We start from the raw sequence: 25,831 nt of genomic DNA, 5'->3' as shown, positions 1-25,831 counted from the left end.
TAAATCTAAATGCTAAAAATCCTTAGGATTCTTTATCTCCTTGCGGTTCTTTCCCGTTAGGCGGATTGGTACCCCCTAAAGATTTGATGTAATTAGCAACATCAGAAATTTGTTTTGGTGTAAGCTGTTTCTCCCAAGAAACCATACCTTTTTCTGGTACACCATATTTAATGGTTTTAAATACGTTATTGATTTTGCCGCCATGTATCCAATACTCATCAGTAAGGTTTGGTCCAACAGTACCTTCGCCATTTGCACCATGGCATGCTACACAGTTTTTAGTGTAAATAGCTTTCCCTTCTGCAATAACACCAGCATCTGTACTTAATGCCACAGTATTTTCATCAACATTATTGGCAGATTGTGCTAAGAAAGCTGCTTTTGCAGTTTCTGCTTCTTTAACCTCAATAGCGTATTCTTCATCTTGTAACTTCCCTAAATTAAACACATGGAAGTTTAAGATGTACACAAAAGCAAAAGCAATAGTTGCATAAAAAAGGTACATAAACCATCCTGGTGTAGGGTTATCTAACTCTTGTATACCATCATAATCATGGTCTATCATCATGTCTTTTTCCTCCGATAGAGGTTTTAAAGACAGTACTTTTTGCCAGAAAGTTGGTTTAGCAGGTTTTTCTGCTTGAAGAACAAACTCATAATCGGGGTTATTTTGGGCAGCCGCTGCTTTTGCTTCTTCTGGTTTTAATAGTAAAGCAGCCATTACTCTAAAAGTTTTAAGTAGTACCAAACAAACGATACCAATTAAAACTAGCATAGCTAAAATGGCAACCAACGCTATATTATTCATCAACTCGCCAGTAGTGGCAAAGGTTGATTGTGCTATTAACAGCAACATCATGAGAACAAATATGGGTTTTATAAATTTCATGTTCTTGAGTATTAATCGTTATCAGATTCTAATGGAATGTTTTCCATATAGTTTACATGGCTCTTTTTCATTTTGATGAGCGCTATAGTAGCCCCAACAAAGAAGGTGAAAAAGATGAACAGCGATAATAGCATGTATATCTCGTTTCCGTTTAGATCATTCAATTGTTTAAACATGGCCGTATTTTTTAATTTTTAGCTTTAATATCTGTTCCTAATCTCTGTAAATAGGCAATAATGGCTACGATTTCTTTATTGCTACCTACCTTAATTTTGTCTTTAGCCAAGTTCTCGCTTATACCTTTAGCTTGTTTATCTAAATCTTGGTTAGCGATAAGCTCATAGCCATCAGGATAAGGAACACCTAGAGAACGCAGTGCTTTAATTTTAGATGCCGTTGTAGTAGTATCTAGCTCTTGGCTGATTAACCAATCATAAGCTGGCATAATACTACCTGGCGACATGGTTCTAGGGTCTAGCATGTGGTTGTAGTGCCAAGCATTGCTGTATTTACCACCTTGTCTGTGTAAATCTGGCCCGGTACGTTTAGAACCCCACAAGAATGGATGATCATAAACAAACTCACCAGCTTTGCTGTACTCGCCATAACGTTCTGTTTCAGATCTAAATGGTCTAATGGTTTGCGAGTGGCAGTTTACGCAACCCTCTCTGATGTATAAATCTCTACCTTGTACTTCTAAAGCTGTATATGGTTTTACAGAACTGATAGTTGGTACGTTAGAAGAGATAAAGAAAGTAGGAATCATCTCTACAACACCACCAATCAATATCACAATTAAGCTGAATACCAATAAAGCCATTGGCTTACGCTCTAATTTGCGGTGCCAGAATTCTTTTTTAGCTTCAGTTTCATCCATTTTAGGTAATGGTAAAGCCTCAGCAGCTTCGTTTTCTACCAATTTACCTAAAGTCATGGTTTTGTAGATGTTATATGCCATTACAATAACTCCGGCAAGGTACATGGTACCACCAATAGAGCGCATAATGTGCATTGGGATTATTCTTAAAGTAGTTTCTAAGAAATTTGGATATTTTAATAAACCTTCCGGCGTAAACTCTTTCCACATTAAACCTTGGGTGAAACCGGCCCAATACATCGGTATAGCATAAAATAAGATACCTAAAGTGCCAATCCAGAAGTGGAAAGAAGCTAATTTTTGCGAGTATAAACCGTTTTTATACATTCTAGGAATCATCCAATAGATTACACCAAATGTTAAAAATCCGTTCCAGCCTAAAGCACCCACGTGAACGTGTGCCACTATCCAGTCTGTAAAGTGTGCTACCGCATTTACTTCTTTTAAAGAAAGCATAGGGCCTTCAAATGTTGCCATACCATAAGCGGTAAGTGCAACCACCATAAATTTTAGGGTAACATCATCTCTAACTTTATCCCAAGCGCCACGTAGGGTTAGTAAACCGTTTATCATACCGCCCCAGCTTGGTGCAATAAGCATGATAGAGAAAACTACGCCTAAAGATTGCGCCCATCCTGGTAAAGAAGTATATAATAAGTGGTGTGGACCTGCCCAGATGTAAATAAATATTAAAGCCCAAAAGTGTAAAATACTTAAACGGTAAGAGTATACCGGTCTGTTAGCCATTTTAGGTAAGAAGTAATACATCATCCCTAAATAAGGTGTGGTTAAGAAAAATGCAACGGCATTGTGCCCATACCACCATTGTACCAAAGCATCTTGTACACCAGCAAATAAGTAATAGCTTTTAAAGGCAGAAATAGGTAGTTGGAAAGAGTTTACAATGTGTAAAACAGCAACTGTTACAAAAGTGGCTATGTAAAACCAGATAGCTACGTATAGGTGTCTTTCTCTTCTTTTGATGATGGTACCAAACATATTAATACCAAAAACCACCCAAATTAAAGTAATAGCAATATCAATAGGCCATTCTAGTTCTGCATATTCATGAGAACTGGTAAGTCCTAAAGGTAAAGTTATAACAGCCGAGACGATGATTAATTGCCATCCCCAAAAATGGATACGGCTTAAGACATCACTAAACATTCTGGCTTTTAATAACCTTTGTAAAGAGTAATAAACGCCCATGAAAATGGCATTGCCAACAAAGGCGAAAATTACCGCATTGGTGTGTAAAGGACGTACACGCCCAAAAGTGGTGTACTGCGAGTCTAGGTTGGCTGCCGGTGCATACAATTGTACGGCTACCAATAAACCAACCAACATACCAATAATACCCCAAACAATGGTGGCAATGGTAAAGTCTCTTACAATTTTGTTGTCGTAATAAAATTTATCTGGCTGCATAATTAAAGATTAGCTTTTTTGATGGTGTAAAATTACTTTGGCTCTAATGACAATAGAATGACTTTGCTTATTCATAAAAGTGAGCCATATCACATTTTTAGGTAAGTGCTATTTGGAATTTAAAATCTTATCAGAAATACAAGTATCTCCTGCGTTTCCCTCTCTTTCGGAGAGGGATTGAGGGTGAGGCTTATCGTCAGCGTCATCCATTAAAATTCTTATAGATGGCGTATATAAATCTGTATGCTGTCCGTTATTTTGTGCCCATAAAAAGGCAAGTAAAAAAACAATAGCTACCAAAACGCTGCAGCCTATTAAAAAGAAAATGGTACTCATGATAATTGGTGTTTTTTAGCCATGTAATGTGTTGCCAGGCTGGTGAATGATATAATGGTGACTGTACTTAAAGGCATTAAAATAGCTGCAAAAAGTGGCGATAATTGCCCAGTAACAGCTACGCTTAACCCTATAATGTTATAAGTAAGAGATATCCCAAAAGAAATATGAATAACTTTTACTGCCGATTTTGAAAATTTCAAGAATTGTGGCAGTAGGTGTAAAACCGAACCATCTAAAATTGCATCGCTACCAGGGGTGAAATTATTGATATGATCTGTTACGGCAATACCAGCATCACTTTGTTTCAATGCTCCAGAATCGTTTAGGCCATCACCAATCATCATCACTTTGGCTTTTTGTTCTTGTTTTTCTTTAATGAAATTGAGTTTGTCTTGCGGAGATTGCTTAAACTGCAAATGAAACGGACTCTTAAAATAAGATTGTAATACCTCGGCATCCTGGTTAGAATCACCAGATAATAAATAAGTATGATAATTTTTATTGATGTTGCTTAACAGCTGATTTAAATCTTTCCTGAACCTTTGTTTAAGTTCGAAAAAGCCTATATACTGCTCGCCAATTTTAATATGTACCTCAGGAAATTCTTGTTTAGCATCTTTTTGGCCTGTAACCAGTTGTCTGCTACCTATTAAAACTTCTTTACCATCATATATAGCAGAAATTCCTTTTCCAGTGAGTTCTTGATAATGGGAGATAGCCACCGCATTTCTGTGCCCTAAAAAAGAGCAAATTCTTCTGCTATGTGGGTGAGAAGAGTTTTTACAGGCAGCATAAATAATATCTTTTGTTATATGATTTAACTGCCCTTTAAAGATAACACCTTGATTTTCTGCTATACTTACCGTACCTGTTTTATCAAACACGATGGTATCTATGGCGGCTAATTGCTCAACCACATCGGTATTTTTAAGGTAGAATTTGTTTTTATCTAAGATGCTTAAGGCGGCCGACATGGTAAAAGGTGTGCTTAACGCCAATGCACATGGGCATGCAATAATCAATATCGCGGTAAAGGCAGATAATCCTGTACGCCAGTCTTGTGGTAGCCAAAATAATAAAGTGCCAAAAGCCAAAGCCAGCAATACAATACTGAAGTAATGGCTCACTTTAGTAGAGAAGGTTTTAATTTTAGTGGATTCTTGCTTTTGGAAAACCTCGTTATTCCACAATTTGGTTAAATAACTCTGCGAAACCGGTTTAATCACTTCTAATTCTAAAGCACTACCTGTTTGTCTGCCACCAGCATAAATAATCTCGCCCAAAGTTTTGCTTACAGGTAAAGATTCTCCGGTAACAAAACTAAAATCAATTAAGGCATCGCCTTTTAACAAAATAGCGTCAGCAGGTATTATTTCTTGGTTTTTGATGAGGATTCTATCTCCTTGAACTAATTTTTCAAGAGCTACAGATTTTTCACTTCCATCCTCATTTAAAACTTGTACCGCAACAGGGAAAAAAGAACGGTAATCTCTTTCAAAAGATAAATGATAATAGGTTTTTTGCTGCATAAACCTACCTATCAATAAGAAAAACACTAAACCTGTTAGGGTATCAGCAAAGCCATGACCGGTATTGAAAACATATTCTACAATGGTTCTAACAAAGAGTACAAGAATGCCTAGTGCTAGGGGGAAATCAATATTTAAAACACCAACTTTTAGGTTTTGCCAGGCATTAACAAAATAATCTTTACCTGAGTAAAAGAAAGCCGGAATACAGAATAAGATATTCAGTAAGCTAAAGAACTCGCCAAACTTAGCCTCCGTTTCTGATAAACCAAAATATGCCGGAAAGCTTAGTAACATCACATTACCAAAACAAAACCCAGCAACAGCAATTTTTTTAGAGAGGTTATCTGTTTGTCTGCTATTTTTTTTAACTACATCTTGTAAGCTAATTAAAGGCTCGTAGCCTATGCTGCTCATCAGCTCAACCAAAGCTCTTAGGCTAATTTGTTGAGGATTAAATTGGATATAAACTTGTTTTTTAAGAAAATCAACACGGTTTTCTAAAATACCGGGATGCAAGGTATACAAATGCTCTAATAACCAAATACAAGAACTGCAATGTATAGCAGGAACGTAAAGAGAGATGATGGTTTTTTGTTCATCGGTATAATCAATAAGCTGTTGGATAATTTCTGGTTCATCCAGATAAGCAAATTGTTTATTTCCTGATGCTTGAGTTTCACCAGGATGTTGGTTTAACTGATAATAATTACCTAGTTTACTTTTAGATAGGATGGTGTAAACACTTAAGCAACCTGTGCAACAAAAAGATTTCTCATCTTTTTGATGTTCTTCTGTATAACAATCATTACCACAATGGTAGCATGTAGTTCCGGTTAGTATAGCCATAAAACAAAACTGCTAATTTGGGGTGGGCAGGGAAATGATTTAATTGGTTAACAAAATATGATTATCGTCATATTTATACTGTTAAATTGGAGATGAGGTTTTAGCTGTTGTTAGATGATAGGGACAATGAAGCTTGACAAGCTAAGGTTTTAGCCTAAAAATAATTGAAATGTATTTCTATATTTGCAGCTATTGCCTCCGTAGTTTAATGGATAGAATGATGGTTTCCGGTACCATTGGTAGGGGTTCGAATCCCTTCGGGGGCACAGCTTTATTTTATAGGGATTGATTTTTGATTGATTGAAGGATTGATTTTTTAATTTTTCCTTTTGAATTTTCCTATTGATTGATTTTCCCGTTATTGCGATGAAAAACGAAGAAGCAATCTTTTTTTATTGATTGAAGGATTGATTTTTGAATGAGCGATTGAAGCCTTCAGCTTTTCGCCTTAAGCCTTAAGAGCTTTTCAACCCCTTCGGTACATACTGTTCCATCACTAAAATAGCCGAGCCTATTAATTCTGCATCAAAACCAATATCAGAAATGTAAATATCAGTATCTCTAGATAAACGCGGTATACAATGCTGGTTTAAAGCTTGCTGAATAGGAGGTAAGAGTAAATTTCCGGCTTTAACACCACGACCACTAATCACAATAGCTTTAGGATTGGTAATATGTATCAGGATGGATAAACCTTTACCAATTTTATAAGCAGCCTCAGAAATAAGTTCTATAGCGTATTGGTCACCTTGGTTGGCAACTTCCATTAAAGCATCAGCAGAAGCTAGTTTAGACTCTTCTTCCTGATATTTGAAATTAGATTTTCTACCGTCTTTTAAACCTTGTATTGCTTTTTCTGTAACAGCCAATAAAGAGGCTTCCACCTCTAAACAGCCCTGTTTACCGCAAGAGCATAAAACTCCATTTTCTGAGATGGGGATATGACTAAACTCTCCGGCAAACCCGTTTTCACCCCTAAAAAGTTGTCCGTTGATAATCATCCCTAAGCCAATTCCCCAGCTTAAATTTACAACCATCACGTTTTTGATAGCTTTTGCCAATCCAAATTTTAACTCAGAAAGTGCAATTAAACTCGAGTCGTTATCTATAAATACCGGTAAGCCAATAGCTTTACTAATTGGTTTGGTAATGCTTTTTTCTTTGTGAGTTAAGTAGGTGTAGTTGATACCTTCATGTGTATTTACAAAACCAGGCATTCCAATACCTACACCAATAATTTTTTCTCTATCAATACCCGATTTTTTGATGTGCGTATCTATAATTTCGGTAAGCTTTTCTAAAGCGTTTGGGTTATCTTTTAGTTTAAGGCTTACAAACTCAACCGGAGATACGTAATGATTGGCTAAATCTATAATACCAATTCTGGTTAAAAGCTGATCCATCGCAACTGTAACAATAAATAGCCTATCATGCTTAACCGCATACATTAATGGTCTGCGGCCACCGCTAGATGCTGCATAACCCTTTTCTACCACAAAGCCAGTTTCTATAAGATGGTTTAACGACTTGGTAACTAAGGGTATACTCTTATCAATTAAAGCGCTGAGGTCTGCACAAGATAATATCCCACCATAATACAATTGTTGTATAATGTCGAAATAGAGCTTAGCATTTTTCTTATTGGTATTAAACATTGCTGCAAATTTAGCTTTCTAAACTTATCTGGGCAATATAAAAATTTAACGATAAATTTTTATTAAAAGACCTAACTTTAAAAATATTTAATAATAATCTTAAATCTTTTTAATATTTTTTTTAAGTTTTCATTTCTTTTTTTATTTTTGGTATTATAAAGTTTCAATAAGCTCATGAAATTTTATATCATAAACTATTTAAAAAACAAGCATGATTTTAATTGCAGATAGTGGTTCTACAAAAACCAGTTGGTGTTATTTACAAAAAGATAAAAATCCTATTTATTTCAATACAGAAGGATTTAATCCATATTATGTTGATAGTAAATACATTGCAGATGCTATTTCTACCCATTTACCAGCTGATGTAAGAATAGAACAGGTTTCTGCCATCTATTTCTACGGGGCAGGTTGTAGCGCAGATAAAATCCCTGTTGTAGAACAAGCCTTAAAAGCTGTCTTTAAACATGCCGAAAATATAAGTGTACAGTCTGATTTATTAGCCGCAGCCCGTTCTGTTCTTGGTAATAAGCCTGGTTTTGTAGCTATTTTGGGTACAGGAACTAATAGCTGTTTATTTGATGGTGAAGACATGATTTATCAGGTAGATTCTCTAGGTTTTATTTTAGGTGATGAAGGTAGTGGGGCATACTTGGGTAAACAACTGCTTATAGCTTATTGCAGAGCTTTATTACCAAAAGATTTGCAAGAACTTTTTTGGGATACTTTTAAAATTACTGCCGATGAAGTAATCAATCAAATTTATACCAAACCTTTACCCAACAGGTTTAGTGCAAGTTTTAGTAGGTTTGTTGGCGAGCATATTACACATCCTTATATTATAGATTTAGTAAAAAATGCTTTTAGAGCTTTATTTACCAATATCATTTGTCATTACCCAGATTATCAGCAATATAGTTTTAATTGCGTAGGGTCTGTAGCACACAATTATTTACCTTTTTTAAGAGAGGTGGCTACCGAGTTTAATATGCCAGTAGGAAATATCATTAGAAACCCAATTGATGGGTTAATCAAATATCACGAAACTTTAATTAATAAAGATCAGGTTGTTTAGTTTGGAAAGCCATTGTTAATCCCCGGAGATGTTCTGGGGGTTGACTAATGGTTTCTTGCATCAATACTCTGCCCAATCAGTTGCACATTTTCTGCGCTTAAAACTTCTTTATACTGCTCTAACAAACGCCAACCCCCATTTTCTTTAACAATAGTCCCAATTTTAACAGCATTTAACGTAATGGTGTATATACCATTTTTTTCTTCCTTAGCTCGGCAAATATCATTATTGAAAATACCCGGCACTTGAAATAGCTCCATAAGTCACAAAGTTATCAATTATAGAAACACAAAGACTTTAATACATCATATTTTGGCATTAAAACTGTCATATTAAACATATTTATTTGAATATTGTTAAATCTGTATCATGAAAAAAGTAAGAACATTAGCTTGGCTAAACTTTATAGTTTACGTTTTGGCCTTTACCGTTTCTCAGTTATCGCAACTTAACCTTATTGGAAATGGTAATATGGGCGATATTTCTAAAAAATACGACACTGTTTTCACCCCAGCGGGCTTAACTTTTGCCATTTGGGGAATTATTTATCTAGGTTTATTCGCCTTCACGATTTATCATCTTAGACAAGCCTACCAAAAAGATATCCATGCAGAGCCCAATCAAGTAATACAAAAAATAGGTTATTGGTTTATCATTAATAATGCTGCAACTTTTATTTGGGTTTTTGTTTGGTTAAACGAATATATTGGTCTTGCTTTAGTGATGATGATTATACAGTTGATTTCATTAATAAAAATCAATATCCGTATCAATACATTTAACCCTGCTAAAAGCTTATCTTCTAGGTTGTTTACCCAAATCCCTTTAAGTATTTATTTCGCTTGGATTTGTATAGCAACCATCGCCAATACATCTGTTTTTTTATATAGCATCAATTGGGATGGAGGTGTTTCTGGCTCCTTATGGACTATTATCCTGATAGCTGTAGCTTCATTATTAGCTTTTTATATCATCCGCTTTAAGCGTAACCCTTATTTTGGTTTGGTAGTGATTTGGGCTTTTTATGGCATACAATTAAAAAGAACGCAGGTAAACCCAAGTTTGTATGAAAATGTTATTCAGGCTGCTTGGTTTGGCTTAGGTTTCGTAACAATTGCTGTTATCATTCAATTCATCAGTAACTATTATATATCCAAGAGAGAAAAACCTGCCGAATTGGTTTCTTAACACAGATGATAAGCTTATTTTCGTTGATAAATTTCTAAACTTTTAATGCTTAAAATAGCTTACGACTCTATTTATGCCCATCCTTTGCCAGAAGGACATCGTTTCCCGATGCTGAAATACGAGCTTATTCCGCTACAACTTGAGCATGAAGGTATCATCACGCAAGAGAATTTATACGCTCCCGATATTTTAGATGAAGAAATTGTACTCTTAACCCACGAAAAACAATACTGGGAAAAGCTTAAAAATTTATCATTAACCTATCAGGAAGAGAAAAGAACAGGTTTTCCGCTATCAGCACAATTGGTAGAAAGAGAATTGCGTATTGCCCAAGGTACTATTGATGGCTGTTTTTATGCTATTGAAAATGGCGTGGCTTTTAATGTTGCTGGTGGTACACACCATGCGGGCAGCAATTGGGGAGAAGGTTTTTGTTTGTTAAACGACCAAGCTATAGCAGCTAATTATCTTATACATAAGCAAATATCCAAATCTATTTTAATTGTTGATTTAGATGTTCATCAAGGCAATGGTACCGCTCAAATATTTCAAAATAATCCTCAGGTTTTTACTTTTTCTGTTCATGGCGATAAAAATTTCCCTTTCAGAAAAGAACAGTCTGATGTGGATGTTCCCTTGTCAGATGGGGTAGAAGACGATGAATATTTAGCTATGCTAGCTCAAAAATTAAATGAAGTATTTGATAAGGCTAAGCCCGATTTTGTTTTTTACCTTTCCGGAGTTGATGTTTTAGCTACCGATAAATTGGGTAAACTGGCTTTAAGTCCCGCAGCCTGCCAAAAAAGAGATGAAATGGTATTTAAAAAATGCTTAGCTCAACAGCTTCCTGTTCAGGTAAGTATGGGTGGAGGCTACTCGCCTAATATAAAAGATATTGTTGATGCCCACTGTAATACCTTTAAAGTGGCAAATGATTTATATTTTTAGGGCATGATTACATTTTTTGAATCCGATTTAGAACATATCTCTGTTCATAAAGTAGGAAATAAAGTGCAAGACGAATATTTTACCCTTTCTGATAGCACCTTACACATACAAGACGAGTTTCTGCTTAATTTATTGATGCAGTATTTCTTAAAACCTTTTGAAAAGGTAAATGAAGTATATCGTTTTATGCATTCTAGTGATTTAGCTTTAAATGAAATCTATCACTTTGCAAGTCAGATTTTTAAAGATACCACCAAGTTTCACGAAGTTAGTCAGCAAATTACCCGTCATTTATACGATATTTCAAACCATCCAAAAATAAAATCTGGCGAGGTTTACATTGCTTTGTTTCACGATGTACAAATAGAAGGAGAGCTTCATCAAGCTTTAGGTATCTTTAAATCAGAAACCAAAGAAACTTACATGAAGGTTTACCCTGATGCTGGCGGCTTTGCTTTAACCTACGAACAAGAGGCTATCAACATCCAAAAATTAGATAAAGGCTGTTTAATTTTAAATACCGATAAAGAAGAAGGCTATAAAGTGGTGGTGATAGACCAAACCAACAAAACACAAGAAGCCGCAGTGTATTGGAAAGATGATTTCCTGAAATTAAAAATCAGAAACGACAACTTTAACCAAACCAATAATTACCTAAGTTTATACAAGAACTTTGTTAACGAGAAAATAGACGAGCAATTTGAAGTATCAAAACCAGATAAGATTGATTTATTAAACAAATCCATCAAATACTTTAAAGAAAAAGAACAGTTTGATTTTAACGAGTTTTCTGAAGAAGTTATTGGAAACGAAACCGCTGCAACATCATTTAAAGCAATGGTTCAGAATTTTGAGCAAGAGTTTGATACCCCCATAGGAGAGCGCTTTGATATTTCTACACAAGCCGTAAAAAAGCAAAGTAGCGCCTATAAAACCGTTTTAAAGTTGGATAAAAACTTCCATGTTTATATCCATGGCGATAGACAATTGATAGAAAATGGCTTTGATGATAGCAAAGACATGAATTATTATAAAATTTATTATAAAGAAGAAAAATAGCTGATATTTAGCTTGATGATGGAATTAAGGAAAGTAACGGTCACCAGATATGTAACCCCTTTAAGAGAAGGAGGTTCTATGCCTGCTATTGCCGAAGCGGATGATGGTTTTCTCTACGTTTTAAAATTTAGAGGTGCTGGCCAAGGTACCAATGCTTTAATTGCCGAAGTAATAGGAGGGGAATTAGCCCGAAAATTGGGTTTTAAAATACCAGAGCTTGTTTTTGCAGATTTAGATGAAGCTTTTGGTCGTACCGAGCCCGATGAAGAAATTCAGGATTTACTAAAATTTAGTACCGGGTTAAACCTAGCTTTACATTACCTGTCTGGTTCTATCACCTACGACCCTGGTGTGTATCAGGTAGACCCTCTTTTGGCCTCAAAAATTGTTTGGTTAGATGCTTTCTTAATGAATATGGACCGTACCGCCAGAAATACCAATATGCTATGGTGGCACAAAGAGCTTTGGTTAATAGACCATGGTGCTTCTTTATATTTTCATCATTCTTGGGATAATTGGCAAGAGCAAGCAAAAAAGCCCTTTACGCTAATTAAAGACCATGTTTTATTAAAGCAAGCAACCAAGCTTGATGAAGTACATGCCATTTTTAAAACACAAATTACACCCAATATTTTAGAAGAAATTGTACAGCTTATTCCTGATGATTGGTTAAAAGGAACTTATTTTGATAGTCCGGAAGCTTATAGAGATGCTTATGTAGCATTTTTAACCAGTCGCTTAAATCATGCTGATCACTTTTTAGAAGCCGCCAAAAATGCAAGAGCGTAATTTATATGAATATGCGATTATTCGCCTTGTCCCTAAAGTAGAAAGAGAAGAATTTCTAAATATTGGGGTGGTATTGTATTGCGCTAAAAGCAAGTTCTTAAAAGCAGCTTTTTATGTTGATGAGAACCGATTAAAAGCCTTTGCATCAGCACTAGAAGTAAATGATTTAAAGCAACACCTTCATATTTTTGATTGTATTTGTAAAGGAGAAAATTGCAATTCGCCCATTGCCCAGTTGGATTTACCATCTCGTTTTAGATGGTTAACGGCCACCAGAAGCACTATTTTACAATGTTCTAAAGTACATCCGGGTTTAACCCAAAACCCTGAGGAAACTTTAAGCCAATTACTAGAGCAGTTTGTGAAATAACTAATTCATTTTTCCTTTTACATACAACGTTACCAAAGAAGCATGCTTAATGCCTAAAGTATTTCCCGGCTCAATCTTTAGCATATTGGCTAAATAAACATCCAAAATACCTTGGAAAACTTTTCTTTGAGCTTTTTCGGTATCCTCATCAAAAGTAGGGAAATCATACACCGTTAATTTACCCGATGTTTCTACAATAACCCTAAAAGCAAAATTAAATTCTTTATAAGCTTTGCTGATGTTTACCTCGTATTCTGGATATAAATAAGCATAAGATTTACTTTGCGATAAAGCTTTATCAAACGTACTGGTTTTCTCTACGCTAATATTTTTACTGATGGCTGTAAACTTTACAGGGTTACGGGCTGCAAATAAATAATTAGAATCTAGCGGATGTAAATTTGCTTGTTTAGCTCTTTCGGTAACAAATAAAGTATCTTGTTTACTTGGTTTTCTTAGTTCTGCAATAGTAGTTTTAAGCTTGTTTTTGATGTAATTATCTGCATAAAAAGTCATGTAAACATTAGAGCGTACATCGTTTTTAACACGTAAACTTTGTACTTCTAAACGCTGTAAAACAATACTATCTTTTGCTAAAGAAATTACACTAAACCATTCTTTAGCGAAATTATAATAGCTTTTATGATCGTGGTGAAGGTAAAAACCAACCATTTTATTCATGGTAGGACTAAAAACATCAACAGAATCTTGAGCTTGGAAAGCTAAAGTCCACTCGGGTTCTTGCTGAAAACCTATTTCATTAAAAGATAATCCGTTTTTAAATTCCCTTCTCACTTCATGGAAAACTATCCCTTTTAAGTCTTCAAAAGTAAGTTCAGAGTTATTAACCGTATTTTTATCAGATGAAGAGCAAGCCGTTAGCCATACACAAAAAACGATAAGTAAATAGGAGAGCGCTTTAATTTTTGATGTCATATAAATTTTTGGAAACGCAAAAATAAGATGTTTTTATATTTCTAACGAGTTTATGGTCAGTTATGGGTGGAGATTTTTATTTATTGAAGGATTGATTTTAGAATGAGTGATTGAAGCTTTCCGTCTTGGCTTTCCACTCAGAGGATTGATTTTTTCTTTTTCTTAACCACGGAGTTCACAGAGCACACAAAGCTGGTTGTAGATTTATAAAAGCCCTCTGCGAACTTTGTGTTCTCCGTGGTTAAAACAATTCTAAGTTTTTATAAGAAAGGATAGATTGAATAAGGGAAATAGTCAGTATTCTTATGATGATTGAAGCTTTCCGCTTTAAGCTTTTAGCCTTCTGCTTTTTTTGGTTGATTTTTGATGGATTGAATGATTGATTAAGAGATTTTTTTGTCATCGTAAGTTTGTAGAGAAATGTTTGGATAAGCGAAAACAGAATATAATTTTGTTCAGTTTAAAAAGATCCAGCAGAGAGAAGGAATAAGACTTTAGTTTGTCATTAGTCATCAAAGACACTTCGCAATGTTAGTCCCCTTCTCTCATCGCGATGAGGAACGAAGAAGCAATCTATTTATGATGATTTTTTATTTAAATATTTTGGGTTTAAATGCTATTTTATGAAAAATACCTATGTAATATAATGTAAATTTATGTGTGTTTTGTAGAAAATTCCCAGATGTAGAATTTTAATAATTTCACACATAGGCATAGACTGCATACTTTACGTCATTTCGGTGCTATAGGGAAAATTAATATAAGAGAATATGACATACGAAGATTTTATCAAGAAATTTAATAGGACAAATTTTTTAGACAAGTATTGGAGTTATTTCATCTCAATTGGAGCACTCGGAATTGGGCTATATTTTCTGTATCTACTCAATTTTACCGAATGGTATCAGCTTAAGAAAGTGACAACAAAAAATATTACGCCTCTTTGGGCTATATATGCCTTTTGCGGACTTTTCATATTCTTAGGACTTTATGGGTTTTGGATAATTCCGAAAAATTATGGAATAACTTATATAAAATCAGATTCTCCAATTGATAAGAAAGCTGAAATAATCAATCAACTAATCCATGATTTAAACTGAAGGAAGTTGAAAAAAAAGAACAATATCAACATTTTAAATATGTAGGACGTTTTTGGAGTAGTTTTAATATTTATATATTTTATGATATAAACAATTTCTACTTAAATGTTCAGCCAATAGATTTTGCAGATAAAAGTGGTTTCATCGACTTTGGAGTCTCAAAAAGAGTTACCCTAAAAATAAAAAAAACCATCTTAGCCCATGGTTGAAACCCTAGGCTTTTAAAACCCCAAACATGACCTATAAATAACTTGATAATGAAACATTTATCAAACCTTATCGTTTTTAAGATGTTATAAGTTTACATCATCAATAATAAAGGAAAGCATATCCTCCATATCATGAAAGCAAATTATTTAATAACGCTGGGTTTTTGTATCCTTTTGCTGAATAGCGTGAATGCCCAAAGTTTAATCATTCCTGCAAAAGGAAAACACATCATAAAAGATAAAGCTATTAATGAATTAAGGTTAGACTCTTTGGTGCTCAATAAAAAGTCATCCTTAGAAATACAGGGTAAAAAAGATTTTACCATTTATGCCAATCATATCATCTTGGCCGATAAAACTTTTATTACCGCACATGATGGAAAAAACAATGGTACAAATCTAAAGCTATCAGGCAAGTTTATTAAAATTGGTAAAACGGTTATAGATGTATCTGGCAGAACTTATGAAGTAGGAAATAAAACCGAAGCCAATGGAAATGGAGGTAATTTACTTATCCAATACAATCAGGATGGGTTAATACCTCAATCAGATAATAATAAAGAAAAAAATTACATCGAAACTTTGGCTAAAGGTGCTTCTACCAGTACAAACCCTTATGTTGATGTTCAAAATTTGTGGTACCGGGTAGCATTAGGCTCGGGTATGGGACGCTCGCCCATGGGTTTGCCTCAAGGAAAAGTTTATGATGCCAGTGAAGGTAGTCAAGGGAATATAGAAATTAAGCCATTAAATGAAAAATAATTTCTTTAATTATTTTATTTGTTAACTCGAATAATCAATTAAAAAAAAAAACAAAAAAAATCTGTTAAAATTTTATAAATATTTTGGTAATAATAAAAATGTTCCTACATTTGTAATGCCCTCCCAAAGGGCATGTTTTTCATAGGTAGATGTAGGGTCGAATACTTGTTATTCGGCCCTTTTTTATTTCAAACTAAATCTTAGCTTAGTCGTTTATATCATCATGAGAAAAAGAAAGATTGTTGTAGCCATTACCGGGGCTAGTGGAGCTATTTATGCAAAAATTTTGTTAGATAAATTAGTGAAACTGCAAGATCAAATAGCAGCTGCAGGTGTTGTGATGTCTGATAATGCAAAAGACGTTTGGCAATACGAGTTGGGTCATCAAGATTACCAAAACTATCCTTTTACGTTTTATTCTAAATCAGATTTCATGGCTCCCTTCGCATCTGGCTCTGCCAAATACGACACCATGATTATTGTGCCTTGCTCTATGGGTACGATGGGGCGCATTGCAACGGGAATTTCTAACGATTTAACTACCAGAGCTGCTGATGTTATCCTTAAAGAAAGAAGAAAATTAATCTTAGTTGCTCGTGATACACCTTTGAATCTTATCCATATTACCAATATGAAAACAGTAACAGAAGCAGGAGGTATCATCTGTCCGGCTATACCATCTTTTTATAGCAGACCCCAAACTATTGAAGAAGTAGCTTTAACCGTGGTTAACAGAATTATTGATTTAGCAGGTTTAGATGATGATACTTACCGCTGGGGAGAAAATCAAGCTTAATGCTGAGCTGATTTAAAATACCTTTCAACCAAAATTAGTATCTTTGCCGCCATTAATAGAGATGAATAAAAAAGTTGCTTTTTACACTTTAGGTTGTAAGTTAAACTATTCTGAAACTTCAACCATTGGCAGGCAGTTTAGTGCGGCTGGTTTTGATACGGTAGATTTTACCGATCAAGCTGATATATATATTATCAATACCTGTTCTGTAACAGAAAATGCCGATAAAAAGTGTAAGAAAGTAGTTAAGGAAGCTTTAAAGCACTCGCCATCTGCCTATATTGCTATTGTTGGCTGTTATGCACAACTAAAACCTCAGGAAATTGCCAATATAGAAGGTGTAGATGTGGTTTTAGGTGCTGCCGAGAAATTTCAGCTGATAGAGCATATTACCGATTTAACCAAGAAGCCCAAAGCAGAAATTTATAATAAACCTATACATGAAGCCACAAGCTTTGTATCGGCTTTTTCTATTGGCGACCGTACCCGTACTTTCTTAAAAGTACAAGATGGCTGCGATTATTCTTGTACTTTTTGTACTATTCCCTTAGCCCGTGGTGAAAGTAGAAGCGATACCATTGCCAATGTTGTGAAACAAGCAGAAGAAATTGCTGCTTCTGGTATTAAAGAAATTGTACTTACAGGTGTAAACTTGGGAGATTTTGGTATTCGTGACGGCAAAAGAGAAGACAAATTCTTTGATTTGGTTAAAGCTTTAGATGAAGTGGAAGGTATCAACCGTATTCGTATATCATCTATAGAACCTAATTTATTAAGTACTGAGATTATTGAGTTTGTAGCACAGTCTAGCAAATTTGTACCTCATTTCCATATCCCATTACAATCAGGCACCAATAAAATATTAGCTTTGATGAAAAGGCGTTACCGCCGAGAGCTGTATGCGGATAGGGTAGCTACCATAAAAAGTATCATGCCTAATTGCTGTATTGGTGTTGATGTTATTGTTGGTTTTCCCGGAGAAACTCGTCAGGATTTTTTAGATACCTATGAGTTTTTAAATCAATTAAACATATCATATTTACACGTTTTTACCTATTCTGAAAGAGAAAATACGCCTGCCGCAACTATGGAAGGTGCTGTGCCTATGCATGAAAGGGCAGAACGTAGTAAAATGCTCCACATCTTATCAGATAAAAAAAGAAGGGCTTTTTACGAAACCGAAGTGGGCAACATAGCTGAAGTTCTTTTTGAAGGAGATATTAAAGAAGGTTTTATGCATGGTTTTACCAGAAATTATGTAAAGGTAAAAGCCAAGTATGATCCTATTCTGGTAAATGAAATTAAAACTGTTAAGTTAGAACAAATCAGTGCCGATGGGGATATGGAAGTTGCTGAAGTTCAAGAAATTCTTACCCACTAAAAACCAAAATTATTTATGTTTCCTACGCTATCTTATCTTATCGAGTATTTAACAGGTGTAAATATTCCTTTGCCAATACAAACTTTTGGTTTTTTTGTTGCCTTAGCTTTTATGGCAGGGTATTGGGCTTTCTCAGAAGAGTTTAAAAGAAGAGAGAAATTAGGCGAGGTACATCCTTTTCAAAAAACGGTAGTTATAGGAAAAGGGCTTAGCACCAATGAAATTATCATGAACGGGATATTTGGCTTTTTAATAGGCTTTAAACTGGTATATGGTATTTTTAATTATGCTGAGTTTGTAAACAGTCCGCAAGACGTTTTATTATCTACTAAAGGGAATTTTGCTGCTGGGTTATTGATTGCCATTTTATTTATTTATTGGGCTTATACCGAGAATAAGAAACAAAAACTTGCTCAACCTAAAACAGTAGTTCAAACGGTTCATCCTCATGAATTAATGGGAACTTTAATTGCTTGGGCAGCTATTGCAGGAATTCTTGGAGCTAAAATTTTCGATAATCTAGAATATTGGGATCGCTTTATGCAAGATCCTATTCAAAACCTATTATCATTTAGTGGTTTAACTTTTTACGGTGGTTTAATTTGTGGTGGTGCAGCAGTGTTGTACATCGCTAATAAAAATGGTATTAAACCAGTTCACATGCTGGATATTGGCGGGCCGGGTATGATGTTAGCTTACGGCGTTGGGCGTTTAGGCTGTCAGTTATCTGGTGATGGAGACTGGGGTATAGAAAATTTGAGTGCTAAACCTAACTGGTTAACTTGGTTGCCAGACTGGGCTTGGGCTTCCAAATATCCACATAATGTGATTAACGAAGGTGTACCAATTGCCGGTTGCGAAGGTAAGTTTTGTTTCGAGTTGGCTAATCCAGTTTATCCTACACCATTGTATGAAGCTTTTATCTGCATCCTACTTTTTGCCTTTCTTTGGGCTATAAAAGATAGAATTAAAGCTCCGGGTTTGTTATTCTCTATTTACCTTATTTTAAATGGTATAGAGCGTTTTTTAATAGAAAGTATACGTGTAAACTCTAAATATGAAGTTGCCGGACTTTCCTTTACACAAGCCGAATTAATTTCCTCTATCATGATATTAGCAGGTATAGGAGGCATCATTTGGTCTTTTAAGAACTATAAATCGGGAAGGGCGGTAGCCTAATGCCTGTTTTATCAAAATCAGAAACTTTAAATGCTTTCTATCAACATAAAATGGTGCGTTTTTTCCTTTCAGCAGGGATAGCCACTGTTACCGATGTTTTGGTTTATTATACCATCATCAACTACATATTAAAGCATCAAAGCATACAATTTAACCAGTTTAGAGCAAGTGCACACGAGTTTACTTTAACCATTTCTTATTCGGTTGGTATTATTGTTAATTTCTTAATTACTAAATATACCGTATTTAATGAATCTAGCTTAAAAGCCCGAAAACAATTTATACGCTTTGCCACTATCGCTTTTATTGGATTTTTTGCCAATTATGCTTTATTAAGATTTTTTGTAGAGCTATGTGGTTTCTGGCCTACGGCTGGGCGTATCAGTTCTGCTTTAAGTTTAGGTTTTGCCAGTTATTACATCCATAAATTATTTACTTTTAAAGTTCGTACCCATGCTTAACTATCAGGAATTGTGTGTTGAAGTTATCCGTATTGCTAAAGAAGCCGGAGCTTTTATTAGAAAAGAATCAGATCTATTTCAATCATCAAAAATAGAATATAAAGGCACTAATGATATGGTTTCTTATGTGGATAAAACCTCTGAAGAAATGATTGTATCAGCTTTAGCTAAAGTTTTACCTGGTTCTGGTTTTATTGCCGAGGAAGGAGAACATCATGAAGCCGAAACTTTTAATTGGATTATAGACCCTTTAGATGGTACAACCAATTTCATCCACGGTATTCCGGCCTTTGCGGTAAGCATAGCTCTGCAAGAAGGAGACGAACTGGTTTTAGGTGTAGTTTATGAAATTGGTAAGGACGAATGCTTTTACGCTTGGAAGGGAAGCGCTGCTTTCTTAAATGGCAAAGAAATAAAAGTATCTACAAATACTAAAGTTGCCGATAGCTTACTGGCAACAGGTTTTCCTTATTATGATTTTACCCGCAAAGATGCTTATATGGCTTTATTTGGCGATTTAATACAAAGCTGCCACGGTTTAAGAAGAATAGGAGCTGCTTCTGTAGATTTGGTTTATACAGCTTGTGGTCGTTTTGATGCTTATTTTGAATATAATTTAAAACCTTGGGATATTGCTGCAGGGATGTTTATTGTACAACAAGCAGGTGGAGAAAATTTTGATTTTGAAGGTGGAAAAAATGCTTTAAAAAATTGCGATATTGTCTCCACAAACGGACACATATCACAAGAATTATTAACCACTATAAACAAGTATTTTAAATCATGAAGAAGAAAATTTTATTAGGCTTACTGGCTGTTTTGGTCATCATACAATTTATCAAACCAGAAAAAAATATAAGTACTACACCATCTGTTAACAGTATACATAATAAGTTTCCAGCTAATGAGGAAACCATGCAGATTTTAAAAACTGCTTGTAATGATTGCCATACCAATAATACCGTTTATCCTTGGTATGCTAATATACAGCCTGTTGCCTGGTGGTTAGATAGCCATGTAGATGATGGAAAAAGACATTTAAACTTTGATGAGTTTTTAACTTATAAGCTTAAAAAGCAAGATCATAAACTAGAAGAATTAATAGAGTCTCAGGAAGACCACTGGATGCCTTTAGATTCTTATACTTGGATACATCAAGATGCTAAATTGAATGAAACACAAAGGTTAGCATTGGTAAATTGGGCAAAAGAAACACGTTTAAAAATTCAAAGCGATCCTGCTTTTGCATTAGAGGAAAGTAAAAAATAAAGAACATGTTTAATGGCTTCTATAAAATATTCACCCACGTATCAATCGGCAAAAATTGTTGCTCCTAAAATATCAGAGCACTTTCTGCATCATATTGCTTTAGCTCATGATCAAGAGCCGCAAGATATAGCTACCATACCCAAGGTAAATATTATAGAAGCTATTATTGATGTATGCTTTTGGGCAAGTTTCAGAAGCGAGGAAGGCAAATACCCTCGTATTTCTTTAGCTTTTCTATCGCCAGAGCAAGCCTTGCACCCAGTTGTATTTCAAGAAAAATTAACTTTAAACGCTTATGTGCTTTCTAAACTAGCTCCGGGTATAGAAGGTGCGGGTATACATTTAGGTGTTTGGTTTCAAGATGGCGAACTTTTTGTTTGGGGCTCTACTACTTATATACCCGATTATTGTTTCGTATTAGATGTTTCTGAACCCGGTTTGCTGGTTATTAAGCATAAGAGGATTAATGGCTATGGAAAATTCACTAACGTAGTTATCCTCAAGGGCGATGAAATTAAAATCGTAAATGAAGAAAGTGGAATATTACCAGATAGTCCGCAGATTTTAAAATCACTTTTAGGTTTTACTGCACCTTATTTAAGAAATGATACTACCAATATTCTTATCCAATTAGCAGTTTTTATGCGTTCTCATGGTAGAGGAGGTACTTTGCTATTAACACCTTCTGATGATGAACAGTGGAAACAATCATTAATATCACCTTTTCGCTATCAATTAAATCCACCATTTGAAGGTTTAGCTAATTTAATTTTAAAGGATGGCAGTAACATCAGCGAAAGCTTATGGATAAGTAAGTTAAAAAAAGAGGTTGACCATATTGCTGGTTTTACAGCTATTGATGGCGCAACCATCATGAATGATAAGTATGAATTATTAGCTTTTGGTGTTAAAATTGGTAAACGCGAAGGAAACAGTAGTGTAAAAAAAGTAGCTTTTATTGAACCTGTAATCGGGGGAGAGGCCTCTCTAATAGATATTGCCCAACTAGGTGGAACCAGACATCTTTCTTCCGCTCAATTTGTTTATGATAATCATGATTGCATTGCTTTGGTTGCATCACAAGATGGCCATTTTACGGTATTATCTTGGTCTATAACGATGAAATGCGTACAAGCCCATCGCATAGAAACTCTACTTTTTTAAACTCTTTTTGGTCGAGCTTTCATTAGTTGTTTCAAAAACAGAAACAGGTTTATTAGCCTTTTCAGTATTTCTTTTCACTAGTAAATCTCTCTTAGCTTTCTGCTTTTTCCAATCTTTCCTGTTAGCTTGTGGTTCATCAAAAGTCATAGCTTAAATTTTAGTATGTTTAAAAATGAGTAAGTTAACGGTTAATACTGCTGTACCTAATAAAAACTGAAAGACATCACCAAAAGGTAATATTTTCAAAGAAATTATCCAGCTAGCAATACTTAAAATAGATAAAACATACAGCAAACTGGTGTACAAAACATGATGTTTGTCTTTACTCATTTCTTCACTTAAACTATGCTGATGCTTAGCAAAGTTTGTTTGCAGTGCGTTTTTACTTTTTAGGACTTTTACATTACCGATGATATTGATTTTCATGATGCTAAAATTTTAGTAGACTATTTATGATAATCGATAACTGTACCAAAAAATCTGTTTTTTAGGTTTTTAAGAAAATATATTAAAATGATGATTTAAAACACGTTTAGTATACGGTTTTTATAAATTTTCATCCTCAATGATGAATTGTTTTAAAAAAAAATAGTACAGTAATTAATTTCCTATTATCTTCGTGGCGTTATGGTTCTCGTTTTAGAACGAGATTAAAAGGGAATGAAGTGTAATTCTTCAACTGTCCCGCAGCTGTAAGCTCTTTAAGACTGCTTCTAAATTTTGCCACTGGTTTGATACTTAAAACTGGGAAGGCTGGAAGCAGAGAGTAAGTCAGAAGACCTGCCTAACGATTAAAAATTCATAGCTTTCGGGGATTGAAGCGTTTGAATGCGAGTACTACCACAAGGTATTTCCATTTCAAAACCAATTTTCTGTTTGCTGTGGGCTAAAACTCACAACAAAATGAAAAGAAAAAACATTTACGTTGCAGCAAGCCTAGGGCTTGTTCAACTGGCATTAGCAGATGCCCGGCTTTATGCGCAATCGCAAAAGCCCAGTTCTTTAAACGAGGTAGTTGTTACGGCTTCTCGTTCTCCAAAAAAAATCAGTGATATTGGTAAAATGGTTAGGGTAATCTCTAGAGAAGAAATAGAACGCTCACAAGGCAGAACATTACCAGAATTGCTAAACACTGTACCCGGTTTAAACGTTACAGGTAGCGGTAGTGCTTTAGGAGAAGTAAAATCAGTTTATTTAAGAGGAGCTTCTTCTGCCAATACGCTTATTTTAATAGACGGTATTCCAGTGAATGATGCTTCTGGAATTTCTGGTGAGTACAACTTAGCCGCAATTGCCATAGACCAAATCGAAAGAATAGAAGTATTAAAAGGTGCAAGCTCTACCTTATATGGCTCAGATGCAGTTGCTGGTGTGATCAATGTCATCACTAAAAAAGGAGAGGGTAAGCTTAAAACAAATGCCTTGTTAAGTGGTGGTACTTACAATACTTATAAACAAGCTGTTGGTCTTAATGGTAATATCAATAAAACAGCAGTAGCATTTAATTTTTCTAATTTAGATAGTAAAGGATTTTCATCGGCCCAGCCTTTAAACACACCTTCTCCATTCGAGAAAGACAAATTTAGTCAGCAAGGTTTAAGTCTTAATTTATCACAATATCTCAATAGCACAGTAAAAATATTAGGTGGTTTACAACTTAATAATAATAAATCTGGTTTAGATGGTGGAGCTTTTCAAGACAATACCAACTATAACTACAATAAAGTAGCTTTATTAGGAAATATTGGTGTTAATGTAGCTTTAAGAAAAGGTAATTTAAGCTTAATAGCTAGCCAAAATAATGTATCTAATAAGTTTGATAATAATGGCGCTAATAGTTATTATAAAGGTAGTATTACCAATATAGAAAGTATATTCTCATACAAAGTGAATAACTTTTTAGATTTAACATCAGGGGCTAATTATAAATACAGTGCTACCGACCAATTTAGTGGTTTTGGTGCACCACTTACTGCCGGAAATGCTAATAACAATATCGCTAGTCTTTTTACCTCTCTATTCTTTAACGTAAAAGATGTTTTTAGGATGGAGCTAGGCGGTAGGTACAATAACCATAGCGCTTTTGGAGATAATTTTACTTATACTTTTAATCCTTCTGTATTACTATTCAATAGTGTTAAGGTTTATGGTAATATTTCTTCTGCTTTTAGAGTACCAAGTTTATATCAGTTAACCTCACCAGAATATTCAAACCCAGCGGGATTAGCACCAGAAACATCTTTTAACTATGAGGCTGGCTTTAGTACAGATTTATTCCAGAATAAATTAAACATCAATACCAGCGTCTTTTTCAGAGAGATTGATGATGTGATTGATTTTGGTTCTAGAGCAGATGGTAGCTTTGGTTATTTAAATCAGAACCAGCAAAATGATGAAGGTATAGAAACCGAAATTGGTTTTAAACCCCATAATAATTTAAGTATTAGCGCATTTTATGCTTATGTATATGGTAGGGTAGTTAAATCTCCGGGTACGCCGGGGGCTTTTAATCTTTCTAGAAGACCAGTAAATTCATCAGGCGCTAATGTGAGCTATAACTTGAACAAAAACCTAAGCTTTAGCCTATTGTACAAATGGACAGATAGTAGAAGAGATATTTATTACGATACCAATTTTAACGAACAAAATGTAGTTTTAACATCGTATCATAAGTTTGATGCCTATGTACAGTATAAAGCAAAGAAAAATATTACGCTTTTTGCAGATGTAAAAAATCTCTTTGATGCCAGATATAATGATTTTGCAGGCTATAATACCATGGGTACAAACTTTAATGCAGGTATAAGCTTTCTTTTTCAATAAGATTTAATAAATTTACCATCATAAATTATAATGTATGTCTTTAAATAAAATAAACGTAAGAAACTGGGTATTGGTAATGATGATTCTTGCCGCAGCTGCTACAAGATTTTTAAGTTTAGGCGAACAAACTGCTTGGTCTAATTTTACACCCGTAGGTGCAATTGCCATGTTTGGTGGTACTTATTTCACCAATAAATACAAAGCTTATTTAGTTCCTCTAATTACTTTGTTCATCAGTGATTTGTTTGTGACTTATTCTTATACAGGCGAATTTACTTTGTTTTATGATGGCTTTGTTTGGGTTTATATCTGCTTTGTAGCGATGGTATTTATTGGTAGCTTAATTAAAACAGTTAATGTAAATACTGTTTTATTAGGTTCATTAGCTGGTGTTTTAATTCATTGGTTAGTTACTGATATTGAACCTTGGTTAGGTGGTACTTTATACAATAAAGACATTACAGGTTATTACCAATCTTTAATTGCAGCAATTCCTTTTGAGAAAAACCTATTGTTAGGAAACTTAGTGTTTGGTGCAGTTTTATATGGTGGTTTTGAATTAGCAAAATCTAAATTCACGATTTTAAAAAGTCAAAAAGAATTGGCATACTAATGCCAAATGGTATACCTTAAAGAGGTTGTCTAAATAATCGTATTTGTCACATTGAGCGGAGTCGAAATGTACTCTGAATTACTCAAAAAAGGCTTCGACTCCGCTCAGCCTGACAAAAAATGATGTTGTAAGACAACCTCTTT

At 34.6% G+C, this 25,831-nt stretch carries 27 protein-coding genes, 1 tRNA gene and 1 riboswitch; of the genes, 18 read left to right on the top strand and 10 right to left on the bottom strand.

Translation table 11 applies throughout. The features are described from left to right. Window positions 1–22 precede the first annotated feature (22 nt). From H510_RS0114280 to H510_RS0114265, 5 genes are all read right to left on the bottom strand, one after another. On the bottom strand, window positions 23–889 hold the full coding sequence (locus tag H510_RS0114280; protein WP_026904939.1) for a cbb3-type cytochrome c oxidase N-terminal domain-containing protein: 867 nt from the start codon (window positions 887–889) through the stop codon (window positions 23–25). 11 nt (window positions 890–900) lie between these two features. Further along, window positions 901–1,065 (bottom strand): hypothetical protein, encoded by a 165-nt coding sequence (locus H510_RS20325; RefSeq protein WP_169449321.1) that lies wholly within the window; start codon window positions 1,063–1,065, stop codon window positions 901–903. 11 nt (window positions 1,066–1,076) lie between these two features. Then, a complete protein-coding gene (ccoN, locus tag H510_RS0114275) occupies window positions 1,077–3,194 on the bottom strand; it encodes a cytochrome-c oxidase, cbb3-type subunit I (protein ID WP_036692973.1) in 2,118 nt (705 codons plus the stop codon). 108 nt (window positions 3,195–3,302) lie between these two features. Further along, the gene (gene ccoS, locus H510_RS19660) at window positions 3,303–3,530 is read right to left on the bottom strand and encodes a cbb3-type cytochrome oxidase assembly protein CcoS (RefSeq protein WP_051291247.1); all 228 of its coding nucleotides are present in this window, start codon (window positions 3,528–3,530) and stop codon (window positions 3,303–3,305) included. Then, window positions 3,527–5,911: a heavy metal translocating P-type ATPase gene (locus tag H510_RS0114265; RefSeq protein WP_026904937.1), complete on the bottom strand. Its 2,385-nt coding sequence runs from the start codon at window positions 5,909–5,911 to the stop codon at window positions 3,527–3,529. Before H510_RS0114265 ends, ccoS begins: the two co-directional genes overlap by 4 nt. 194 nt (window positions 5,912–6,105) lie before the next feature. Between H510_RS0114265 and H510_RS0114260 the strand changes: the two genes are divergently transcribed. Next, window positions 6,106–6,177: transfer RNA gene (locus tag H510_RS0114260), tRNA-Arg, on the top strand. 189 nt (window positions 6,178–6,366) lie between these two features. Here the strand turns inward: H510_RS0114260 and H510_RS0114255 are convergent. Next, complete coding sequence (locus H510_RS0114255; protein WP_026904936.1) at window positions 6,367–7,566, bottom strand: ROK family transcriptional regulator; 1,200 nt, start codon at window positions 7,564–7,566, stop codon at window positions 6,367–6,369. 211 nt (window positions 7,567–7,777) lie between these two features. Here H510_RS0114255 and H510_RS0114245 point away from each other — a divergent pair, with 211 nt between their 5' ends. Beyond that, a complete protein-coding gene (locus tag H510_RS0114245) occupies window positions 7,778–8,641 on the top strand; it encodes an N-acetylglucosamine kinase (protein WP_026904935.1) in 864 nt (287 codons plus the stop codon). Between the two features lie 44 nt (window positions 8,642–8,685). Here H510_RS0114245 and H510_RS0114240 read toward each other — a convergent pair whose 3' ends face one another. Beyond that, the gene (locus H510_RS0114240) at window positions 8,686–8,901 is read right to left on the bottom strand and encodes a hypothetical protein (RefSeq protein ID WP_026904934.1); all 216 of its coding nucleotides are present in this window, start codon (window positions 8,899–8,901) and stop codon (window positions 8,686–8,688) included. Window positions 8,902–9,010: 109 nt separating this feature from the next. On the opposite strand from H510_RS0114240, the gene H510_RS0114235 reads away from it, so the two are divergent. Genes H510_RS0114235 through H510_RS0114215 form a run of 5 tightly spaced genes read left to right on the top strand, consistent with a single transcriptional unit; the run spans window position 9,011 to window position 12,995 of the window. Then, a complete protein-coding gene (locus H510_RS0114235; RefSeq protein WP_026904933.1) occupies window positions 9,011–9,829 on the top strand; it encodes a hypothetical protein in 819 nt (272 codons plus the stop codon). 45 nt (window positions 9,830–9,874) lie between these two features. Beyond that, on the top strand, window positions 9,875–10,777 hold the full coding sequence (locus H510_RS0114230; protein ID WP_026904932.1) for a histone deacetylase family protein: 903 nt from the start codon (window positions 9,875–9,877) through the stop codon (window positions 10,775–10,777). Window positions 10,778–10,780: 3 nt separating this feature from the next. Continuing rightward, entirely contained in the window at window positions 10,781–11,836 is a 1,056-nt protein-coding gene (locus H510_RS0114225) for a nucleoid-associated protein (RefSeq protein ID WP_026904931.1), read from the top strand. Window positions 11,837–11,851: 15 nt separating this feature from the next. Then, window positions 11,852–12,625, top strand: coding sequence for a HipA family kinase (locus H510_RS0114220; protein ID WP_036692962.1), 774 nt, complete (start codon window positions 11,852–11,854; stop codon window positions 12,623–12,625). Next, complete coding sequence (locus H510_RS0114215; protein ID WP_026904929.1) at window positions 12,612–12,995, top strand: DUF3037 domain-containing protein; 384 nt, start codon at window positions 12,612–12,614, stop codon at window positions 12,993–12,995. The genes H510_RS0114220 and H510_RS0114215 overlap by 14 nt, the downstream gene beginning before the upstream one ends. Here H510_RS0114215 and H510_RS0114210 read toward each other — a convergent pair whose 3' ends face one another. Then, the gene (locus H510_RS0114210; protein ID WP_051291245.1) at window positions 12,996–13,931 is read right to left on the bottom strand and encodes a hypothetical protein; all 936 of its coding nucleotides are present in this window, start codon (window positions 13,929–13,931) and stop codon (window positions 12,996–12,998) included. A 770-nt stretch (window positions 13,932–14,701) separates the two neighbouring features. Here H510_RS0114210 and H510_RS0114205 point away from each other — a divergent pair. The 9 genes from H510_RS0114205 to H510_RS0114165 all read left to right on the top strand — a co-directional run bounded on the left by H510_RS0114205 (window position 14,702) and on the right by H510_RS0114165 (window position 22,252). Continuing rightward, window positions 14,702–15,031: a hypothetical protein gene (locus H510_RS0114205; RefSeq protein ID WP_026904927.1), complete on the top strand. Its 330-nt coding sequence runs from the start codon at window positions 14,702–14,704 to the stop codon at window positions 15,029–15,031. A gap of 341 nt (window positions 15,032–15,372) precedes the next feature. Then, window positions 15,373–16,002, top strand: coding sequence for a hypothetical protein (locus H510_RS0114200; RefSeq protein ID WP_026904926.1), 630 nt, complete (start codon window positions 15,373–15,375; stop codon window positions 16,000–16,002). Window positions 16,003–16,225: 223 nt separating this feature from the next. Then, window positions 16,226–16,798 carry a UbiX family flavin prenyltransferase gene (locus H510_RS0114195; protein ID WP_026904925.1) on the top strand — a complete coding sequence of 191 codons (573 nt, stop codon included), beginning with the start codon at window positions 16,226–16,228 and terminating at the stop codon, window positions 16,796–16,798. Window positions 16,799–16,859: 61 nt separating this feature from the next. Further along, the gene (gene mtaB, locus H510_RS0114190) at window positions 16,860–18,179 is read left to right on the top strand and encodes a tRNA (N(6)-L-threonylcarbamoyladenosine(37)-C(2))-methylthiotransferase MtaB (protein WP_026904924.1); all 1,320 of its coding nucleotides are present in this window, start codon (window positions 16,860–16,862) and stop codon (window positions 18,177–18,179) included. Window positions 18,180–18,194: 15 nt separating this feature from the next. Further along, complete coding sequence (locus H510_RS0114185) at window positions 18,195–19,358, top strand: prolipoprotein diacylglyceryl transferase (protein WP_026904923.1); 1,164 nt, start codon at window positions 18,195–18,197, stop codon at window positions 19,356–19,358. Further along, entirely contained in the window at window positions 19,358–19,819 is a 462-nt protein-coding gene (locus H510_RS18995) for a GtrA family protein (RefSeq protein WP_036692959.1), read from the top strand. Before H510_RS0114185 ends, H510_RS18995 begins: the two co-directional genes overlap by 1 nt. Continuing rightward, window positions 19,812–20,606 carry an inositol monophosphatase family protein gene (locus H510_RS0114175; RefSeq protein ID WP_026904922.1) on the top strand — a complete coding sequence of 265 codons (795 nt, stop codon included), beginning with the start codon at window positions 19,812–19,814 and terminating at the stop codon, window positions 20,604–20,606. The genes H510_RS18995 and H510_RS0114175 overlap by 8 nt, the downstream gene beginning before the upstream one ends. Then, a complete protein-coding gene (locus H510_RS0114170; RefSeq protein ID WP_026904921.1) occupies window positions 20,603–21,088 on the top strand; it encodes a heme-binding domain-containing protein in 486 nt (161 codons plus the stop codon). The genes H510_RS0114175 and H510_RS0114170 overlap by 4 nt, the downstream gene beginning before the upstream one ends. A 12-nt stretch (window positions 21,089–21,100) precedes the next feature. Further along, window positions 21,101–22,252: a putative sensor domain DACNV-containing protein gene (locus H510_RS0114165; RefSeq protein ID WP_342662631.1), complete on the top strand. Its 1,152-nt coding sequence runs from the start codon at window positions 21,101–21,103 to the stop codon at window positions 22,250–22,252. On the opposite strand, the gene H510_RS20160 is transcribed toward H510_RS0114165, so the two are convergent. After that, complete coding sequence (locus H510_RS20160) at window positions 22,241–22,399, bottom strand: hypothetical protein (protein ID WP_155977981.1); 159 nt, start codon at window positions 22,397–22,399, stop codon at window positions 22,241–22,243. The genes H510_RS0114165 and H510_RS20160 overlap by 12 nt on opposite strands. 3 nt (window positions 22,400–22,402) lie before the next feature. Further along, window positions 22,403–22,678, bottom strand: coding sequence for a hypothetical protein (locus H510_RS0114155; protein ID WP_026904919.1), 276 nt, complete (start codon window positions 22,676–22,678; stop codon window positions 22,403–22,405). A gap of 184 nt (window positions 22,679–22,862) precedes the next feature. Continuing rightward, window positions 22,863–23,054: riboswitch (cobalamin riboswitch) on the top strand. A 101-nt stretch (window positions 23,055–23,155) separates the two neighbouring features. Between H510_RS0114155 and H510_RS0114150 the strand changes: the two genes are divergently transcribed. Both H510_RS0114150 and H510_RS0114145 read left to right on the top strand, forming a co-directional pair. Continuing rightward, on the top strand, window positions 23,156–25,075 hold the full coding sequence (locus H510_RS0114150) for a TonB-dependent receptor plug domain-containing protein (RefSeq protein WP_026904918.1): 1,920 nt from the start codon (window positions 23,156–23,158) through the stop codon (window positions 25,073–25,075). 34 nt (window positions 25,076–25,109) lie between these two features. Then, window positions 25,110–25,688 (top strand): DUF6580 family putative transport protein, encoded by a 579-nt coding sequence (locus H510_RS0114145; protein WP_026904917.1) that lies wholly within the window; start codon window positions 25,110–25,112, stop codon window positions 25,686–25,688. The last annotated feature ends 143 nt before the right edge of the window (window positions 25,689–25,831 follow it).

The organism is Pedobacter glucosidilyticus DSM 23534 (assembly GCF_000425145.1).
In the GTDB taxonomy this organism is placed as follows: Bacteria; Bacteroidota; Bacteroidia; order Sphingobacteriales; family Sphingobacteriaceae; genus Pseudopedobacter; species Pseudopedobacter glucosidilyticus.
Note: the sequence above shows the minus strand (reverse complement) of the source record. Positions and strands in the feature narration are given on the sequence as shown.

Excerpts from the sequence above, each read along its gene's own strand:
- H510_RS0114165 (WP_342662631.1), top strand. The coding sequence starts at position 21,101 with ATGGCTTCTATAAAATATTCACCCACGTATCAATCGGCAAAAATTGTT.
- H510_RS20160 (WP_155977981.1), bottom strand. The coding sequence starts at position 22,399 with ATGACTTTTGATGAACCACAAGCTAACAGGAAAGATTGGAAAAAGCAG.
- H510_RS18995 (WP_036692959.1), top strand. The coding sequence starts at position 19,358 with ATGCCTGTTTTATCAAAATCAGAAACTTTAAATGCTTTCTATCAACAT.
- H510_RS0114230 (WP_026904932.1), top strand. The coding sequence starts at position 9,875 with ATGCTTAAAATAGCTTACGACTCTATTTATGCCCATCCTTTGCCAGAA.
- H510_RS0114280 (WP_026904939.1), bottom strand. The coding sequence starts at position 889 with ATGAAATTTATAAAACCCATATTTGTTCTCATGATGTTGCTGTTAATA.
- H510_RS0114220 (WP_036692962.1), top strand. The coding sequence starts at position 11,852 with ATGATGGAATTAAGGAAAGTAACGGTCACCAGATATGTAACCCCTTTA.
- H510_RS0114185 (WP_026904923.1), top strand. The coding sequence starts at position 18,195 with ATGTTTCCTACGCTATCTTATCTTATCGAGTATTTAACAGGTGTAAAT.
- H510_RS20325 (WP_169449321.1), bottom strand. The coding sequence starts at position 1,065 with ATGTTTAAACAATTGAATGATCTAAACGGAAACGAGATATACATGCTA.
- H510_RS0114225 (WP_026904931.1), top strand. The coding sequence starts at position 10,781 with ATGATTACATTTTTTGAATCCGATTTAGAACATATCTCTGTTCATAAA.
- H510_RS0114265 (WP_026904937.1), bottom strand. The coding sequence starts at position 5,911 with ATGGCTATACTAACCGGAACTACATGCTACCATTGTGGTAATGATTGT.
- H510_RS0114145 (WP_026904917.1), top strand. The coding sequence starts at position 25,110 with ATGTCTTTAAATAAAATAAACGTAAGAAACTGGGTATTGGTAATGATG.
- H510_RS0114255 (WP_026904936.1), bottom strand. The coding sequence starts at position 7,566 with ATGTTTAATACCAATAAGAAAAATGCTAAGCTCTATTTCGACATTATA.
- H510_RS0114195 (WP_026904925.1), top strand. The coding sequence starts at position 16,226 with ATGAGAAAAAGAAAGATTGTTGTAGCCATTACCGGGGCTAGTGGAGCT.
- H510_RS0114175 (WP_026904922.1), top strand. The coding sequence starts at position 19,812 with ATGCTTAACTATCAGGAATTGTGTGTTGAAGTTATCCGTATTGCTAAA.
- H510_RS0114245 (WP_026904935.1), top strand. The coding sequence starts at position 7,778 with ATGATTTTAATTGCAGATAGTGGTTCTACAAAAACCAGTTGGTGTTAT.
- H510_RS0114215 (WP_026904929.1), top strand. The coding sequence starts at position 12,612 with ATGCAAGAGCGTAATTTATATGAATATGCGATTATTCGCCTTGTCCCT.
- H510_RS0114235 (WP_026904933.1), top strand. The coding sequence starts at position 9,011 with ATGAAAAAAGTAAGAACATTAGCTTGGCTAAACTTTATAGTTTACGTT.
- ccoN (WP_036692973.1), bottom strand. The coding sequence starts at position 3,194 with ATGCAGCCAGATAAATTTTATTACGACAACAAAATTGTAAGAGACTTT.
- H510_RS0114155 (WP_026904919.1), bottom strand. The coding sequence starts at position 22,678 with ATGAAAATCAATATCATCGGTAATGTAAAAGTCCTAAAAAGTAAAAAC.
- H510_RS0114240 (WP_026904934.1), bottom strand. The coding sequence starts at position 8,901 with ATGGAGCTATTTCAAGTGCCGGGTATTTTCAATAATGATATTTGCCGA.
- mtaB (WP_026904924.1), top strand. The coding sequence starts at position 16,860 with ATGAATAAAAAAGTTGCTTTTTACACTTTAGGTTGTAAGTTAAACTAT.
- H510_RS0114205 (WP_026904927.1), top strand. The coding sequence starts at position 14,702 with ATGACATACGAAGATTTTATCAAGAAATTTAATAGGACAAATTTTTTA.
- H510_RS0114200 (WP_026904926.1), top strand. The coding sequence starts at position 15,373 with ATGAAAGCAAATTATTTAATAACGCTGGGTTTTTGTATCCTTTTGCTG.
- ccoS (WP_051291247.1), bottom strand. The coding sequence starts at position 3,530 with ATGAGTACCATTTTCTTTTTAATAGGCTGCAGCGTTTTGGTAGCTATT.
- H510_RS0114150 (WP_026904918.1), top strand. The coding sequence starts at position 23,156 with ATGAAAAGAAAAAACATTTACGTTGCAGCAAGCCTAGGGCTTGTTCAA.
- H510_RS0114210 (WP_051291245.1), bottom strand. The coding sequence starts at position 13,931 with ATGACATCAAAAATTAAAGCGCTCTCCTATTTACTTATCGTTTTTTGT.
- H510_RS0114170 (WP_026904921.1), top strand. The coding sequence starts at position 20,603 with ATGAAGAAGAAAATTTTATTAGGCTTACTGGCTGTTTTGGTCATCATA.